Raw genomic sequence first — 15,389 nt, 5'->3', positions numbered from 1 at the left:
CCTATATCCTTACCGGGGAGAAGGCTTAAAGTTCTATTACAGGCGGTATGTATGTTTGTTTAAAAAATCTTTAAAAAGAGCACTTATAAGTGGTTTAAAAGTCCTCCTCCTTTGGGGATGATATAGACGGGGTTAAAAAATCATCCGTTAAAACAAACAATCTGCTGACAAAAAACCTTTTACATAGGCTGATGCGATCAGCTAATCAATCATAAAACTTTAACCAGACAGATACTATCATGAAAAACGCATTTCAATCAGGATTAATTATAGGGATACTCAGCGGCTTGTGGTTATTCATTATGCGCTGGGCCGGATATACTACCTTTAACGACCAGGTTTCGCCTATCGAATATATTTCGATACTGATACCTATTATCGGCTTATATTTTGGTGTTCGCAGCTACCGCGATAAAGAATTAAAGGGGCAGATGGGTTTTTTGGAAGCACTGGTACAAAGCTTTAAAATACTAATAGTGGGTGGTGTTATCGCCGTATTTGTGGGTATTGTGTACATTAACTATGTAGCAGCCGAAAGTAACTTCCGCGATTTTTCGGGCCGTATATTTGGTGCTTTGCTTATCGGTTTGTTATCTTCATTGGCGGTTTCGTTATTGTTGATGACCAAGCCCGAAAAAGTAGGCTAATGTGCTAAAAAGAAACTTCGAACTGATATTCTGGATAATGGCTATCGTGGCGTTGGGTTTATGTAACCCGGCTTCCGGTAGCCATTTTACTTTATGTCCGCTTAAGCTAATGGGTTTTAACTGGTGCCCCGGCTGTGGTATGGGGCACGCCATCGCTTATGCTTTGCATGGCGACTTCAAAAACTCATTTCATGCACACTGGCTGGGTATCCCGGCGTTGGCTGCAATTTTACACAGGATTTGTAACTTAATATACCTCGAAATGTCTAAATTTAAAACGCACAAACCTTTTGATTATGAGCATTAACCCATTCACCACCCTTCCGGGAGCAACATTCGAAGAGATCAATTTTTTGCAGCACATTACAACCGGGCTTAGCGAAACCCAGATGCAGAATTTTTTAAATATTTATTACAACCGGCGCAAAAGCCCACAAGACATTATGATATTTATTTTGTTGGGTTTTATTGGCGTTGCCGGCGTTCATAAATTTTTAATGGGCCAAATTGTAATGGGTATCCTTTACCTGTTTTCGGCTGGTTTTTGTTTTATCATGACTATTATAGATTTGATTAACTACAAGAACTTAACCAACGAATACAACGAAAAAATGGCTTACGAAAGTGTTGCCATAGCTAAGATGAACCCATAAATGAAATTGATTTTTACAGTTGTGCTTTTTAATATTATTTGCCTAAACCTTAAAGCCCAGCAGGACACAACCTACAACCCCAATCACCTTTATCAACCGCAGGAACTGCGCGCTGACCTGGCGTTTTTGAAAAGCGTATTGGAAGAAGCGCACCCAAGTCTGTATCGCTACACGCCAAAAGGTACGATTGACCTTAAGTTCGAAAATGCGGATAAGCAACTGAACAAGCCGTTAACCGACAAGGAGTTCTGGAAAGTAGCGGCTCCGTGCGTGGCGGCTATCCGGTCGGGGCATACGGCACTCTATCTTTCGTCAGCTTATGTATCCTGGCAAAATAAAAACCCAATAACAGTGTTGCCGTTGAGTGTTTATTTAATGAACGACAAGGTATATGCTGCCGGGTTTCCTTCGAAGACAAAAAATCTATACCGGGGAGCTGAAATTTTAAGCATCGACGGGCACCCGGTTAAAGAGATATTATCAACCATAAAACCAATGGTGGCGCCAGAGGGAAATAGCGATCAGTTTGTGGATTTTATGTTAGAAGCCAGAATGTTTAGCTATTTGTACGGAGATTTTTTTGGCAGCAGGCCCCAATATGCAGTAGCTTATCTTGATAGTACCGGCAAAAAACAAGAGGTGCTTGTTGATGGCGTTAAAAGCGGCGCAATGGTTAGTATTGAGCATAGTAAAGAAATGCTTGAACAAGAGTGGAACGAACTTGATAAGTCTGTTAAAATAGAATATTTTGATAGTTTGCCGGGCACTGTCAGCCTAAAAATAAAAGGGCTTACTTACTATAATTATTACAAAAGTTTTGATGCAGGTTTTTTTGAATTGATGCAGAAGGATAAAATCAAAAACATAATTATTGACTTGCGTGGAAACGGAGGCGGGTACCTGGGTATTGGGACGGATATGATGCGCTACCTGATAAATGGTTCTGTTGAACCGATGCGGGAAGTAACGGCTACTGAGAAAGAAAACAGTTTTGGCAAATACGTTATAAAAGAAGGGAGTGATTTTTCGAAGGCCTTTTTATTAAAATCGGGTAAACGCGAGTACAGCATCTATAATGTTAATCATCCAATATATGCATACCCCGAGTATCACTATGGCAATAACGTTTATGTGCTGATTGATAAAGGTACGTTCTCTGCCGCATCGCTTTTTGTAGCCAATTTAAAATCGCAGCGAAAGATTAAGATACTTGGCGAAGAAACCGGTGGCGGTGAGGCCGGGACAGATGCGTATGGATTTACGATAGTACAACTACCCACAACCCATTTGCTATTACGCCTGCCCAATTTTTGGGGCGCAACAACAACAAAACATAAAAATACCGGCCACGGTGTAATGCCCGATATTGAGATTAAGCCTACCATTACCGACAGGGTGAACAAAAACGATGTGGTAATGAAAGAGACACTCAAATTGATAATGACTAAAAACAATTCGAAATAACGTACTTTGTGATGTTATGAAATTAGCAGAACTAACCAACTACCTCGAAAGCCTTGCACCGCTGGCTTACCAGGAAGACTATGATAATTCGGGCCTGATTGTTGGCCATCCTGAGCAGGAAGTTAACCAGGCTTTAATTTCGCTCGATTGTACCGAGGCTATAGTTGATGAGGCTATTGCTAAAAATTGCCAGGTGATCATTTCACATCACCCCATCGTTTTTAAAGGTCTTAAAAAATTTAACGGCAAAACGTATGTGGAACGTGTGGTTGAGAAAGCCATACGCCACGGAATTGCTTTATACGCCATACATACCAATCTGGATAGTGTGAGCAATGGTGTTAATGCCCGAATCTGTCAGGTACTGGGTTTACAGCACTGTCACATTCTTTCTCCTAAGCCAAACCTGTTAAAAAAACTGGTTACTTATGTACCCCAGGCCCAGGCAGATGAAGTGAGGGATGCGCTGTTTAAAGCAGGGGCCGGCCATATTGGTAATTACAGCGAATGCAGTTTTAACAACGAAGGAACCGGAACATTTAAAGCCGGAGTTGGTACCAACCCTTATGTTGGTGAAATTGGCCAACAACATAAAGAGCAGGAAATACGTATAGAAACTGTTTATCCAGCACAACTGGAGAGTAAAGTTTTGATGGCGCTGTTTCTTTCACATCCCTACGAAGAGGTTGCTTACGATCTTTACCACTTAACCAACCAGTACAAACAGGTAGGGGCAGGCATGGTTGGCGAACTGGTATCACCCATGAGTGAGGATGAATTTTTGCGCCACGTAAAATTTAATATGAAGGCGCAGGTAATAAGGCATACTGAACTGCGTGGAAAAAGCGTTAAAAAGGTAGCCGTTTGCGGAGGCTCGGGAGGCTTTTTATTAAAGCAGGCCATAGCCGCCGGGGCAGATGTTTTTATCACCGCCGACTACAAGTATCATGAGTTTTTTGATGCTGAAAGAAAGATAGTAATTGCGGACATTGGACATTTTGAAAGTGAGCAGTTTACGCAGCATTTATTATATGAAATTATTCAAAAAAAATTCACTAACTTTGCCGTCCGTTTAACAGAAATTAATACAAACCCCATAAAATATTTTATTTGATGGAACAAACCATAGAACAGAAACTGAAAGGTTTATACGAACTGCAAACCATCCATACTAAAATTGACAAAATCCGTCAGGTTAGAGGTGAATTGCCAATGGAAGTTGCAGACCTTGAAGATGATGTAGCCCAGCTTGAAACCCGTATCCAAAAGATCAAAGCAGAGCTTGATGATCTGGAAGATGATATCGTAACCCGCAAAAACCTGATTAAGGATGCGCAAGCTAACATCAAAAAATATGAAGGCCAGCTTAGCGATGTTAAAAACAACCGCGAGTACGATGCAATCTCTAAAGAGATTGAAATTCAAGGTCTGGATATTCAGGTAAGCGAGAAAAAGATCAGGGAGTTTGAGTACGAGATCACTACTAAAACCCAGATCTACGAAAAAGCTGCTGCCGATTTAGATAGCCGTAAAAGCGACCTTGATGCTAAAAAAGCAGAGTTAGGTACTATTACTGCCGAAACCCAGAAAGAAGAAGAAGAACTTACTGCACAAGCAGAAAGAGCAAAAGAAAACATTGAGCCACGTTTGTTAACTGCTTATACCCGTTTACGCGGTAACGCTAAAAATGGTTTAGCGGTAGTTACCATTCAGCGTGATTCATGTTCTGGGTGCTTTAACCAAATCCCGCCTCAGCGCCAATCGGATATCCGTCAGCGTAAAAAAATCATTGTTTGCGAACATTGTGGCCGTATTTTGGTTGATGAGCAAACAGCGCTCGAAACTGAAACTGCATAAGCAGCTATTTAAAATATTACTAAGGCGCCCGTTAAGGCGCCTTTTTTTGTTATGGTAAAAAAATTATTTGTATTAGCTATCTTTTTGCTGGGTTGCAGCCCGGTGTTTGCCAACTTCGATTTCAACAGTAATTGTACACAGGCTTACGAAAGTATTTTAAGCTTAAAGCTTAAGAGGGCGCGTGTATTGATTGATCAGGAAAAATCAGTGCATCCGGATAATGCCATAACCATACTGCTTGATAACTATTACGATTATTTTTACATCCTCACTACAGATAGTAAAGCCGACTACGACCGCCTGAAAGACAACAAAGGCAAACGCATTGACTTGCTCGAGAAGGAGGATGACAAATCACCCTACTATAATTTTGCTATAGCACAGGTTAATTTGCAATGGGCTTTAATTTACAGCCGTTTTGGCGAAAACACCTCGGCCGGCTTTGCCATTAACAAAGCTTTCAAGCTGCTTCAATCCAATGCCAAAAAATTTCCATCTTTTATGCCCGATGATATTCCATTGGGTTTGGTTAATGTGTTGTTAGGTTCATTGCCTGATGGTGCATTGAAAAGCACGCTTGGGTTTTTAGGTATTAAAGGAAATTCGGCTACCGGCTTAAACACGCTGCAACAGCTTTCGGTTAAATTGCCGCACTCGGGTTATGCGATGTATTATGATGAGTTGGTGTTTTATTTAACCTATATCCAGTCGTACGTGATCAATGATAGTAACGCTTATGCAAAAATGCAGCAATACACCGCTGCTATGGATAATGGCAGCCTTAACAAGGCCTATATTAAAGCCTTCGTGGCGTTGCGGACCGGGCACAGCAGCGAGACTATAGATTTACTGCAGCATCGCCCTACGGGGCCGGATTATCAGCCGTACCCATATCTCGATTATTTGTTGGCCACAGCTATGATGAACCGGTTGGATACTGCGGCAGATGATTACTTCAAAAAATTTTTGGCCGAGACCAAAGGGGTAAGCTATGTTAAAGATGCCTATCTGCATCTGGCCTGGGATGCCTTGCTGCATGGCGATGAGCGGAAGTATCAAAGCTATATTCAATTAGTTAAAACCAAGGGGTACACATTTAATGATAAGGACAAGCAGGCACTTACCGAAGCCGGTAACCCAACCCTCAATGCAGATTTGTTAAAAGCACGTTTATTGTTCGATGGCGGCTTTTATGACCGGGCTTTAAAAATATTAACGGATAAAAACCCGGCAACGTTAACACAGGTGTTTGATAAAACAGATTATTATTATCGTTTAGGGCGCATATATGATGCTCAGGAAAAAGATGATGAGGCTTTACGCAACTATCAGCAAGCCATAAATGCGGGCAAAGGCACGCCATATTATTACGCACCAACAGCAGCTGTTAAAATTGGCAATATTTACGAACGCCAAAAAAATAAAACAGAAGCGGCACATTACTATAACATGGCCATTGCCTTTAAAAATCACCAGTACGAGAATAGTATTGAACAGAAGGCGAAAGAGGGATTGAAGAGACTGGGGTATTAATTTGGCAATTTGTTGATTCGATAATTTGTCAATGCCCAGTATCGCGATCACAGAGCATGACAAATTGAGGCTGAAAGCATTCTGTTAATTCCTTAATTCAGTAAATTCTGGTTCAGACAATCTGTTCCTAAAACAAACTCGTTTGCCTTCCGCTCTTGGGCGTAAACTGTGTTAAATCATAAGCAGGCATTTCGCGGCCCGCTAAAAAACGGTTACAGGCAATACGGTATAGCTGATGAATAGATTCGGCAATGTGGCCATCACCAACCATTCGTCGTCCGAAATCGCTATCGTTTATTTTCCCGCCATGGCAGCTGGCAATCATGTTCAGCACCTTTTCGGCTTTATTGGGGAATGCTTTGTAAATCCAATCGGTAAAAATATCTCCGATGCTGCCGTTTAGGCGCACAATGGTAAAACCCGCAGCAACAGCTCCTCTGTTTGCTGCTGCGCGAATAATATCGGGCACTTCATTGCTATTTAAGCCCGGAATTATTGGTGCCGACATAACCCTCACCGGTATACCTGCATTTGAAAGTTTTTCTATCACCGATAAACGGCCGCTGGCAGTAACGGTGCGGGGTTCGAGCTTTTGGCGCAATTGTTCATCGAGTGAGGTGATAGAAACATTAACATGGATAAGGTTAAGCTTAGCCAACTCAATCAATATATCCAAGTCACGCAGTACCAGATTGTTTTTGGTGATAATGCTCACCGGGTTTTTGTATTGCAGAAAAACCTCGAGGAGTTTACGGGTTATTTCAAGCTTGCGTTCGACGGGTTGATAACAATCTGTATTGCCGGATAAGACGATTGGAGTTGGCAGATATCCCCGATTATTGAAATACTTTTCAAGCAATTCCGGGGCATTGTGTTTTACAATGATCTTGCGTTCAAAATCCAGACCTGCACTAAAGCCATAATATTCGTGGCTGTTGCGGGCGTAGCAATATATACAGCCATGCTCACAACCCTGGTAGGGGTTAATGGAAAACATGTGGCTCAGGTCTGGGCTGTTAGATTCGCTTACAATCTTTTTGGCGTTCTCGTGGTAAAACTGTGTAGCCTCATTTTCTAACAAAGCCTCGTCCAGCCCTTCAGGATGCTGAAGCACGTATTTGTTTTTTAGAAACTTGTTGTGGGTGTTTACCTGCGCCCCTCTTCCCTTAAAATATTCAGGATTGTCTTCAAACGGCATACAACAAATTTGCTAATTATTTTAGCAAATTTATAATTGTATTAAATTATTTTTTATGGCGTAAAGTACAAGGCCAACGCGGCTTTTAATTTGCAGTTTTTCAAACAGTTGGTCGCGGTAACCATCAACTGTGCGGGCACTTATACACATCTGGTCGGCAATTTCTTTATAGGTAAGCTCAGTGCCGGCTAACCTTAAAAATTCTATTTCGCGGCTGTTTAGCTTAATATGCTCTTTCTGATTCAGATTTTTAATCAGATGATCTGTGACGAAAGATGGATAATACAGCTCATTATTGGCCACCGTTTTTAGGGCCTGTTCAAACTCGTGCGGTTCAGAATCTTTAAGCAGGTAGCCGTGTACTCCCAACCTCACCATTTTCAGCACCTTCTCGGCATCCTGAAACATGGATAGGATAATAATCTTAACGTCGGGGTTATTTTTCTTGAGCCATTGCGTGGTGCCAAAACCATCCATCTCGGGCATGTTAATATCAAGCAGTATCACATCCGGTTTATTACCGGCGGTAATATGGCTGATCATTTCCTGCCCGTGGGCGGCTTCGAATAAGATGTTATAACCAGAAAACTGACCAATTAACGAGGCAATGCCACTTCTGAAAAGACGGTGGTCATCAACCAGGGCTATTTGAGTAATCTGCGTTGGCATAAGTGTGTTCTAAAAGCGGATCGAGTGTGATCTTAACCGAACAGCCATTGCCTGGTGAGCTTGTAATAGTTGCAGTACCCCCTATAAGGGCTGCTCTATTTTGCAGGTTTTTTAAGCCCGACCCACGATGTTCATCCAATATACTGGTCGGAAATCCAACCCCATCATCCGCGATGGTCAAATTAAATACTTTTGGCGAATATAGCAACTCAATTTTTAGCTGCTGCGCATTGGCATGTTTAAGTGCGTTATTTACCGTCTCCTGGAATATCCGGAACAATACCAACTCGTTCTTCTCGCCCAATGAAAATGGCTCGCCCTCAACATTTAATTCGGCTTTTACCAAGCCGCTTTTGTTGATGCGTTCGAGCTCAAGCGTTATCGTTTTTTCGAGGCCTGCCGCCTTGATGGTATCAAAACTCATGCTCTTGGAAAGGTCGCGCAGGTCATTAATGGCTTGCGAAAGCAGTTCCCGGCTTTCCGTAATTTTGGCTTGTGTTTGCTCTGCATCTTTACCAACCACACCTAAACTAAGCTTTACGAAAGACAGTACCTGGGTAATATTATCGTGTATCTCGCGGCTTACATAAGTAAGCGTTTGATCCTGAACTTCGATCTGGGTTTTTAGAATTTCCTGCTTAAGGTTTTGTTCAATAGCTACAACTTTTTGCTGATGCTCAAATGTTTTACGTTGATAAATAAACAGGATAACAACTATAAACAATACAAACAATAATAAAATGCCGGTAGCTACCGCTAATAAAACCCCAAAATCTAAACCGTCTGACACTATATGGTATTTGCTTGTTTTGAATTAGTAGCACTTTTAATTAACGCCACAAAAATGCATAAATATAAAAGGATATTTGTGAAAAACAATAATGGCTTTACTGCCTCATATTGTTTTGATGCATACATGTGCGTTTTGTATTGAGGGCTTAACATAACTGTTATCGGCACGTGGTGCTGTTCAGAATAATTGAATAAGAATATTTCTAAGAAGTGAAATATGATACTGAAGCTCGAATAAAAAAGCACGGCCGCAGCTACCAAAAGTACAAATACATTTAACTTTTGGTACTTACCTATTTGATCAAATATGTTGATAATATAAGTAACAGCCCAAATTATTAGCAAGAACCCCTTGGCTACTACTACGTAATCTAACAGGATTTTCTCTGGCAGCGGGGGGAGTTTTATAAAGAAGTAAAGGGAGCCAATTATAAAAATTATAAATAGAATTACACTGAGACGGATTAATTTTTTAAAAATTTTATAATCGATGTTGAGATAAAAGAACCAGGCAAAACAAGCATATTCTATTGGGTTGAATACGTAAAATACACTTAGGTTGTTTCTAAATCTTATGGCGAAGTAACGCCCAATAGATTCTTCAAGAACATTGATTAACAATACCAATGCGATTGGGTACATATTGTGCCCCAATCGCTTAGTAAATAATAGGAATAAAGCTAATAATGCATCTATAGCTATATTTGCCCAATAAATTTCTCGCATTAGCTAACTTAAATTAGATTACGCCGCCGCCGTTAGGGTTAGGCTCGCAATCGGGTGGGCATGTGCCTGTTTCATCATAAACTTCAGTATCAGCTTCGCCGCGTACAATGCTTTTGCTTTGAGCATTTGCACCAATAGCCACAAGTGTGTGGCCAACTGGCAAGCCTACTGCCTTAATTGTTGGATCACTTAATGCAACGTGAAGTTTTACATAATGACAATCCGGCTGATCGATGATCTTTCTTAAATGATCTGCGCTGATCTTAAACGAATGAATGTGATTGTTATCATCACATTTCGTTTTGTAATCAGAAATGATTTTGTGAGCGTGGCTCAAATTAATTCTTGCGCCAACAATTGGAGGTGTTTTACCGTCTGACATTTTTGTTTTGTTTTAAGGAGTCAATTGAATATTAAATAGGGTATTACTTTTGTCGAAAATATGGATTTCGAAGTTATTGTTTCAATAGTATTTTAACGGTGGCTTCTTCTATCAGCAAATAAATGTATTGAGAGGAAAAGCAATGCCTGTACAATAATACATTTCCTAAAAAATAAAAAAATACCGTGTTTTAACGGTATTTAATAGCTTTCTACGTCGTAATGAACGACTTTTTTATATGGTGCGCAGAAATTAATATCCGAGTAAAACACAAGGCCAATGTTTGAGGTTAACATGCCATGCGCCAACTGCTTCAAAAGATAATAACCCGGCCAATTATCAGGTTATCAGATAAGTACTCGTCTCGCCCCGATGAAAAAAGAGTGTTTAGTGCCTTGACTGAACTCCATAAAATAATACTCAATAAACCGGGTAAAAGAGGACTGGTTATACCGTTTGACAGCAAAGAGGGAAAATTTGTAATCCTGTCAGACCAGCACAAGGGCGCGCGTGATGATGCGGATGATTTTGCCCTGGCAGAGAAAAACTATCTGGCTGCCCTGGATTATTACAACCAAAACCACTTTACTTATATTAACCTGGGTGATAGCGAAGAGCTTTGGGAAAACCTTTTTTTAACGGTTAAGCATCATAATAAAGCCACTTTCGAAAAAGAGAAATTGTTTCTGGACCGGGGAGCATTTGTAAAAATATTCGGTAACCATGATTTGTATTGGGATAATGATCCACTGGCACCGGTAAGTTTGTATCAGATCTACGGCAAATCAATCAGTATTTACGAAGGCATTATTTTGCAGACAACCATTAACGGTAAACCATTAAACATCTATATGACGCATGGCCACCAGGGCGATTTGCAAAGCGATGGAAATTGGTTTAGCAAGTGGTTTGTATCAAATGTATGGGCACCTGTGCAATCGTATTTAAAGATCAATCCTAATACGCCGGCAAACAATGATGACCTGAAGACAGCCCATAACCAAATGATGTACGAGTGGAGTGCGAAGCAACAAAACACAGTGCTCATTACCGGGCATACCCATCAGCCGGTATTTCAATCATTAACACATATCGAAAGCCTGTATATCCAAAGGGCAAGGGCAAAGAAAGCAAATGACATTGCTGCCATAACTCAGCTGGAGGCAGAAATAACCAAAAGGCATTTAAAGAATGACAGTTCGCTTAACTTTACCGGCTACCGGCCTACTTATTTTAACAGTGGTTGCTGTTGCTTTGATGATGGCGATATTACAGGCATCGAGATAGCCGATGGTTTTATCCGCCTGATAAAATGGGAATATGATAAAGATAAGAATAGCGTACGCGAAGTACTGGAAGAACGCGACCTGGAAGCTTTGCTGAGCGAAATGGAGGCTAAATCCTGAGCCTATCCATCTAATAGAAAAACAAAAAGTTCTTTAGGGCCGTGAGCACCTAACACCAGGGTTTTCTCAATATCAGCCGTACGGCTTGGGCCTGTAACTACCGATAGCATAGAGGGTATTGCTGCACCATATTTTTGTTTGATGATATTGAAACCGTCTTTTAAATCTACAACCAATTGAGAGGTATAAGCCAGCACGATATGTATAGGAGGATAGATACTTAAGCGACGGCCGGCCATATCTGCATTAGAGATCAGGATACTGCCATTGCGGGCAATCAGGGCTTCGCAAAGGGTAAAACCGACTTCAGATTGTTCAAAGTCCTTATCGGTTTCGTAGTATGGATATTCGTAGCGTTCCAGTACAGCTTGTAAGGCAGGTTCCCAGCAGTGTATTTTATGCCAGTTACGTTCTTCGGCCAGCGTAAGCAGGTTTTCTATAAACTGAACTTCATCCTCACAAAACACAAACTGACCTGCTGCTGCGGTAAATTGCTCGGCAAACATTACTTCGGGCAGTTCTTCTGCTACGGGGTAAATAGGCATTTCTTCGAGGTTAGGATAGGGATTGTCCCTTTTCTCTAACAAAGCTTTGCGTATTTTTTTGAGCAGTCGTTCTTTTGGTGTAATGTTTTGGCTCATATTCTATTAAATAAAAAAGGCCATTATGCCCAAGCATAATGGCCTTTCAGTAATTTAAAATTTATTGTTGTTCTGTGCTTTCAATGTTGTTGCTGGCTGGGTTGGTTACCGACTCAGGGATAGCATTATTGTCAACATCAGGGTTTAACGCCGCTTCGCCGTTTACAAACTTGTCGTAAGCAGTACGGTTATCAAACGGGCGTTTACCTAATAATTCTTCCAAGTCAGACTGGAACAATACTTCTTTTTCGAGCAGTTTAGCTGCCAGTAATTCCAAGCCTGCACGTTTTTCGTTCAACAGATCTTTAGTGCGTTGGTATACCGCATCAATTAATCCGCGTACTTCATGGTCAATCAGCTCGGCAGTGGTATCAGAGTAAGGTTTGTTAAACTGATATTCGCCTTGTGGATCGTAGAATGATACGTTACCCACTTTATCATTCATACCATAGATCTTAACCATGGCATAAGCCAGTTTGGTAATGCGCTCTAAGTCGCTCAATGCACCGGTTGAGATTTTACCGAAAACAATGTCTTCGGCAACACGGCCACCCATAGATACTACCATTTCGTCTTTCAACTGCTCGGTAGTATGTAAAAACTGCTCACGCGGTAAATACTGGGCATAACCTAAAGCGGCAACACCACGGGGAACGATAGATACCTTAACCAATGGATCGGCATGCTCCAGGAACCAGCCTGCTATAGCGTGGCCGGCTTCGTGGTAAGCAACAATTCGTTTCTCTTCCGGAGAGATGATCTTGTTTTTCTTTTCTAAACCACCAATTACACGATCGATCGCATCCTGGAAATCCTGCATATCAACGGCTACCTTATCACGACGGGCAGCAATCAATGCGGCCTCGTTACAAACGTTGGCGATCTCAGCACCGGCAAAGCCTGGTGTTTGTGCCGATAATTTTTTAGCATCCACCTCTTCGGCCAGTTTTAATGGGCCTAAGTGAACTTTGAAAATTTGCTCACGACCTACCAAATCCGGTTTATCGATAGAAATTTGTCTGTCGAAACGTCCCGGGCGCAGTAATGCAGAATCCAGCACATCAGGACGGTTGGTAGCAGCAAGGATGATAATACCAGAATCGGTACCGAAACCATCCATCTCAACCAGTAACTGGTTCAGGGTGTTTTCACGCTCATCATTACCACCTACAATATTGTTTTTACCACGGGCGCGGCCAATGGCATCAATCTCATCAATAAAGATGATACAAGGTGCTTTGTCTTTTGCCTGGCGGAACAAATCACGTACACGTGATGCACCCACACCCACAAACATCTCCACAAAATCAGAACCTGACAGCGAGAAGAAAGGCACCTGTGCTTCACCCGCAACAGCTTTAGCCATTAAGGTTTTACCGGTACCCGGCGAACCTACCAATAAAGCCCCTTTAGGTATTTTACCACCCAGGTTGGTATATTTTTTAGGGTTTTTAAGGAAATCTACAATTTCCATTACCTCTTCTTTAGCTTCCTGTAAGCCGGCAACATCGTTAAAGGTTACGTTAACTTGTGCTTCTTTATCAAATAAAGTAGCTTTTGATTTACCGATGCTAAAGATCTGACCGCCCGGGCCACCACCTGCTCCACCGCTCATGCGGCGCATAATGTATAACCAAACCACAGCAAAAAGTACCATGATGATAACGCCTTGCACTAACCAGTTTGATAACAAGCTTTCGTGCTGCTCAAATTGGATTAAAGTTTTTTGCGAATCTGGCAGGTCTTTTTCAACAGCAGCAACGGTTTGCTTTAAACTCTCGAATGATGCATCAGAAAAAGTATACTGCGGGCCGCTTTGCGGGCTTAACGAGCGCTGGTCTTTAATGTCGTTGTATTCCGGTTTGTTGATGCTTTCTTTTTTAAGATAAACATCGGCAATAACCAGGTCGCCATTTTTGTAGGCCACAACATGGTCAACATCGTGGTTTTTCAACATTTCGTTTTGGAAACGCTGCGAGGTAATCGGTTTACCACTATTGCCGTTAATAAGGTATGATACTACAATTAAACCCAGTATCAGAACGGCATACAGCCACACTATGTTAAACTTAGGCGGCTTAGGTGTAATTTTTTTATTTGAAATTTTACGAATAGTCTTAGGCTTTTCGGATTTACTTTCTTTCATGTTTTATATTTCAGCTCAAACAGATGTAATCTATAATTAATTAACAGGGGAAAAATAAACTGGCAGATATTACAGTTTAAGCGCTTTGGTAAAATTTAATTTCGGCATCGCCCCACAAATCCTCTACACCATAAAATTCTCGTTTATCGGTTCTGAAGATATGGACCACTACATCAATATAATCGAGCAGGATCCATTCGCTGTGCACAAGGCCTTCTTTACGCCAGGGTTCTTGTTGCGTGGCTTTAAAAATCTCTTCTTCTACGCTATTGGCAATTGCTTTAACCTGGGTACTTGAATCAGCATGGCAGATTACAAAATAATCTGACACGGAACTGAATATATTACGAAGATCTAATCTGACAATTTCGTTTCCCTTCTTTTCCTGCATGCCATGTATAGCAAGTTCAGAAATGTAAGCGGATTCTTTTATCGCTTTGTTTTTTACCATCAAAAAGAATTAGTTTTGAACGATTTGATTTAATAACGTTTATACTTTGCAAAATAACATATTTTCAGGATTATTTGTTGGACAAAATTTAGTCACCCTGAAAGAAGTAGATTCTACAAATACTTTTCTCAAAAATTTAGTGTCAAATTCCAAGCCATTACCCGAAGGAACGGTCATTATGGCAGAGAATCAGTACGCAGGCCGCGGCCAACAACAGAACCGGTGGTTTACCGAAGCCGGCAAAAACCTCTCTTTCAGCATTTTACTTAAACCCACTTTTTTACTTTTAAATGATCAATTTGCCTTAACCCAGGCTATCAGTTTAGGAGTCGCAAAAGCACTGTCATACGTTGCAGGTGAGGGAATAAAAATTAAATGGCCTAATGATATCTATTATAATAACCGCAAGCTGGGTGGTATATTGATAGAAAATATGGTGCAAGGCGCACAGATCAATAACTCAGTTATCGGCATCGGCCTTAATATAAACCAGGAGCAGTTTCCCGATTATTTACCGCACGCAACATCGCTATGGCAAATCTTACATAGAGATTATGAATTGAAAGCTTTATTATCAGAAATTTGCGGGCATATAGAAGCGGTTTATTTGCGATTAAAAGCAGGTAAGGTTGCTGAAATAAAACAGGAGTACCTGTCGTTCTTGTTCGGGCTAAACGAAACACGAAGATTTCGGTCAAACGAAAAAGAATTTGAAGGCCGCATTACAGGTGTTACAGAGCGAGGCTTACTGAAGATACAGACTGATGAAGCCGAATACGAATACAATTTAAAAGAAGTAGAATTTTTAATTAATTAAGCTATAT

Annotated in this window: 16 protein-coding genes; 9 read left to right on the top strand and 7 right to left on the bottom strand. The window is 41.1% G+C overall.

Annotated elements, in window-relative coordinates:
• Positions 1–239 precede the first annotated feature (239 nt).
• Genes PQO05_RS26435 through PQO05_RS26405 form a run of 7 tightly spaced genes read left to right on the top strand, consistent with a single transcriptional unit; the run spans position 240 to position 6,154 of the window.
• The gene (locus tag PQO05_RS26435; RefSeq protein ID WP_273630524.1) at positions 240–647 is read left to right on the top strand and encodes a DUF4199 domain-containing protein; all 408 of its coding nucleotides are present in this window, start codon (positions 240–242) and stop codon (positions 645–647) included.
• Position 648: 1 nt separating this feature from the next.
• Positions 649–954, top strand: a complete 306-nt coding sequence (locus tag PQO05_RS26430) for a DUF2752 domain-containing protein (RefSeq protein ID WP_273630523.1) — start codon at positions 649–651, stop codon at positions 952–954.
• A complete protein-coding gene (locus PQO05_RS26425; RefSeq protein ID WP_273630521.1) occupies positions 944–1,300 on the top strand; it encodes a TM2 domain-containing protein in 357 nt (118 codons plus the stop codon). Before PQO05_RS26430 ends, PQO05_RS26425 begins: the two co-directional genes overlap by 11 nt.
• The gene (locus tag PQO05_RS26420) at positions 1,301–2,764 is read left to right on the top strand and encodes a S41 family peptidase (RefSeq protein WP_273630520.1); all 1,464 of its coding nucleotides are present in this window, start codon (positions 1,301–1,303) and stop codon (positions 2,762–2,764) included.
• Positions 2,765–2,780: 16 nt separating this feature from the next.
• Entirely contained in the window at positions 2,781–3,878 is a 1,098-nt protein-coding gene (locus tag PQO05_RS26415; RefSeq protein WP_273630519.1) for a Nif3-like dinuclear metal center hexameric protein, read from the top strand.
• Positions 3,878–4,621: a zinc ribbon domain-containing protein gene (locus tag PQO05_RS26410; RefSeq protein ID WP_273630516.1), complete on the top strand. Its 744-nt coding sequence runs from the start codon at positions 3,878–3,880 to the stop codon at positions 4,619–4,621. The genes PQO05_RS26415 and PQO05_RS26410 overlap by 1 nt, the downstream gene beginning before the upstream one ends.
• 51 nt (positions 4,622–4,672) lie before the next feature.
• Positions 4,673–6,154 carry a tetratricopeptide repeat protein gene (locus PQO05_RS26405; protein ID WP_273630515.1) on the top strand — a complete coding sequence of 494 codons (1,482 nt, stop codon included), beginning with the start codon at positions 4,673–4,675 and terminating at the stop codon, positions 6,152–6,154.
• A gap of 127 nt (positions 6,155–6,281) precedes the next feature.
• Here the strand turns inward: PQO05_RS26405 and PQO05_RS26400 are convergent, their stop codons facing one another.
• From PQO05_RS26400 to PQO05_RS26385, 4 genes are all read right to left on the bottom strand, one after another.
• Positions 6,282–7,352 (bottom strand): PA0069 family radical SAM protein, encoded by a 1,071-nt coding sequence (locus tag PQO05_RS26400; protein WP_273630514.1) that lies wholly within the window; start codon positions 7,350–7,352, stop codon positions 6,282–6,284.
• 30 nt (positions 7,353–7,382) lie between these two features.
• A complete protein-coding gene (locus tag PQO05_RS26395) occupies positions 7,383–8,021 on the bottom strand; it encodes a response regulator transcription factor (protein ID WP_273630513.1) in 639 nt (212 codons plus the stop codon).
• Positions 7,987–8,811, bottom strand: coding sequence for a sensor histidine kinase (locus PQO05_RS26390; protein ID WP_273630511.1), 825 nt, complete (start codon positions 8,809–8,811; stop codon positions 7,987–7,989). Before PQO05_RS26390 ends, PQO05_RS26395 begins: the two co-directional genes overlap by 35 nt.
• Before the next feature lie 741 nt (positions 8,812–9,552).
• The gene (locus PQO05_RS26385) at positions 9,553–9,921 is read right to left on the bottom strand and encodes a hypothetical protein (RefSeq protein ID WP_273630510.1); all 369 of its coding nucleotides are present in this window, start codon (positions 9,919–9,921) and stop codon (positions 9,553–9,555) included.
• 299 nt (positions 9,922–10,220) lie between these two features.
• Here PQO05_RS26385 and PQO05_RS26380 point away from each other — a divergent pair, with 299 nt between their 5' ends.
• Positions 10,221–11,327 (top strand): metallophosphoesterase, encoded by a 1,107-nt coding sequence (locus tag PQO05_RS26380; protein WP_273630509.1) that lies wholly within the window; start codon positions 10,221–10,223, stop codon positions 11,325–11,327.
• Positions 11,328–11,329: 2 nt separating this feature from the next.
• On the opposite strand, the gene PQO05_RS26375 is transcribed toward PQO05_RS26380, so the two are convergent.
• The 3 genes from PQO05_RS26375 to rsfS form a co-directional block, all read right to left on the bottom strand.
• Positions 11,330–11,968, bottom strand: a complete 639-nt coding sequence (locus tag PQO05_RS26375; RefSeq protein ID WP_273630508.1) for a LutC/YkgG family protein — start codon at positions 11,966–11,968, stop codon at positions 11,330–11,332.
• Between the two features lie 61 nt (positions 11,969–12,029).
• Positions 12,030–14,114: an ATP-dependent zinc metalloprotease FtsH gene (gene ftsH / locus PQO05_RS26370; RefSeq protein WP_273630507.1), complete on the bottom strand. Its 2,085-nt coding sequence runs from the start codon at positions 14,112–14,114 to the stop codon at positions 12,030–12,032.
• A gap of 76 nt (positions 14,115–14,190) precedes the next feature.
• Positions 14,191–14,565: a ribosome silencing factor gene (gene rsfS / locus PQO05_RS26365; protein ID WP_273630506.1), complete on the bottom strand. Its 375-nt coding sequence runs from the start codon at positions 14,563–14,565 to the stop codon at positions 14,191–14,193.
• A gap of 46 nt (positions 14,566–14,611) precedes the next feature.
• Between rsfS and PQO05_RS26360 the strand changes: the two genes are divergently transcribed.
• A complete protein-coding gene (locus tag PQO05_RS26360; protein ID WP_273630505.1) occupies positions 14,612–15,382 on the top strand; it encodes a biotin--[acetyl-CoA-carboxylase] ligase in 771 nt (256 codons plus the stop codon).
• Positions 15,383–15,389 lie beyond the last annotated feature (7 nt).

This window comes from Mucilaginibacter jinjuensis (genome assembly GCF_028596025.1).
GTDB lineage: Bacteria > Bacteroidota > Bacteroidia > Sphingobacteriales > Sphingobacteriaceae > Mucilaginibacter > Mucilaginibacter jinjuensis.
This window is presented reverse-complemented; position numbering and strand designations above follow the sequence as displayed.

Bases quoted from the DNA above. Each gene is read 5' to 3' on its own strand.
- ftsH (WP_273630507.1), bottom strand. From the start codon at position 14,114: ATGAAAGAAAGTAAATCCGAAAAGCCTAAGACTATTCGTAAAATTTCA.
- PQO05_RS26400 (WP_273630514.1), bottom strand. From the start codon at position 7,352: ATGCCGTTTGAAGACAATCCTGAATATTTTAAGGGAAGAGGGGCGCAG.
- PQO05_RS26415 (WP_273630519.1), top strand. From the start codon at position 2,781: ATGAAATTAGCAGAACTAACCAACTACCTCGAAAGCCTTGCACCGCTG.
- PQO05_RS26395 (WP_273630513.1), bottom strand. From the start codon at position 8,021: ATGCCAACGCAGATTACTCAAATAGCCCTGGTTGATGACCACCGTCTT.
- PQO05_RS26385 (WP_273630510.1), bottom strand. From the start codon at position 9,921: ATGTCAGACGGTAAAACACCTCCAATTGTTGGCGCAAGAATTAATTTG.
- PQO05_RS26435 (WP_273630524.1), top strand. From the start codon at position 240: ATGAAAAACGCATTTCAATCAGGATTAATTATAGGGATACTCAGCGGC.
- PQO05_RS26425 (WP_273630521.1), top strand. From the start codon at position 944: ATGAGCATTAACCCATTCACCACCCTTCCGGGAGCAACATTCGAAGAG.
- PQO05_RS26405 (WP_273630515.1), top strand. From the start codon at position 4,673: ATGGTAAAAAAATTATTTGTATTAGCTATCTTTTTGCTGGGTTGCAGC.
- PQO05_RS26420 (WP_273630520.1), top strand. From the start codon at position 1,301: ATGAAATTGATTTTTACAGTTGTGCTTTTTAATATTATTTGCCTAAAC.
- PQO05_RS26380 (WP_273630509.1), top strand. From the start codon at position 10,221: ATGCGCCAACTGCTTCAAAAGATAATAACCCGGCCAATTATCAGGTTA.
- rsfS (WP_273630506.1), bottom strand. From the start codon at position 14,565: ATGGTAAAAAACAAAGCGATAAAAGAATCCGCTTACATTTCTGAACTT.
- PQO05_RS26410 (WP_273630516.1), top strand. From the start codon at position 3,878: ATGGAACAAACCATAGAACAGAAACTGAAAGGTTTATACGAACTGCAA.
- PQO05_RS26375 (WP_273630508.1), bottom strand. From the start codon at position 11,968: ATGAGCCAAAACATTACACCAAAAGAACGACTGCTCAAAAAAATACGC.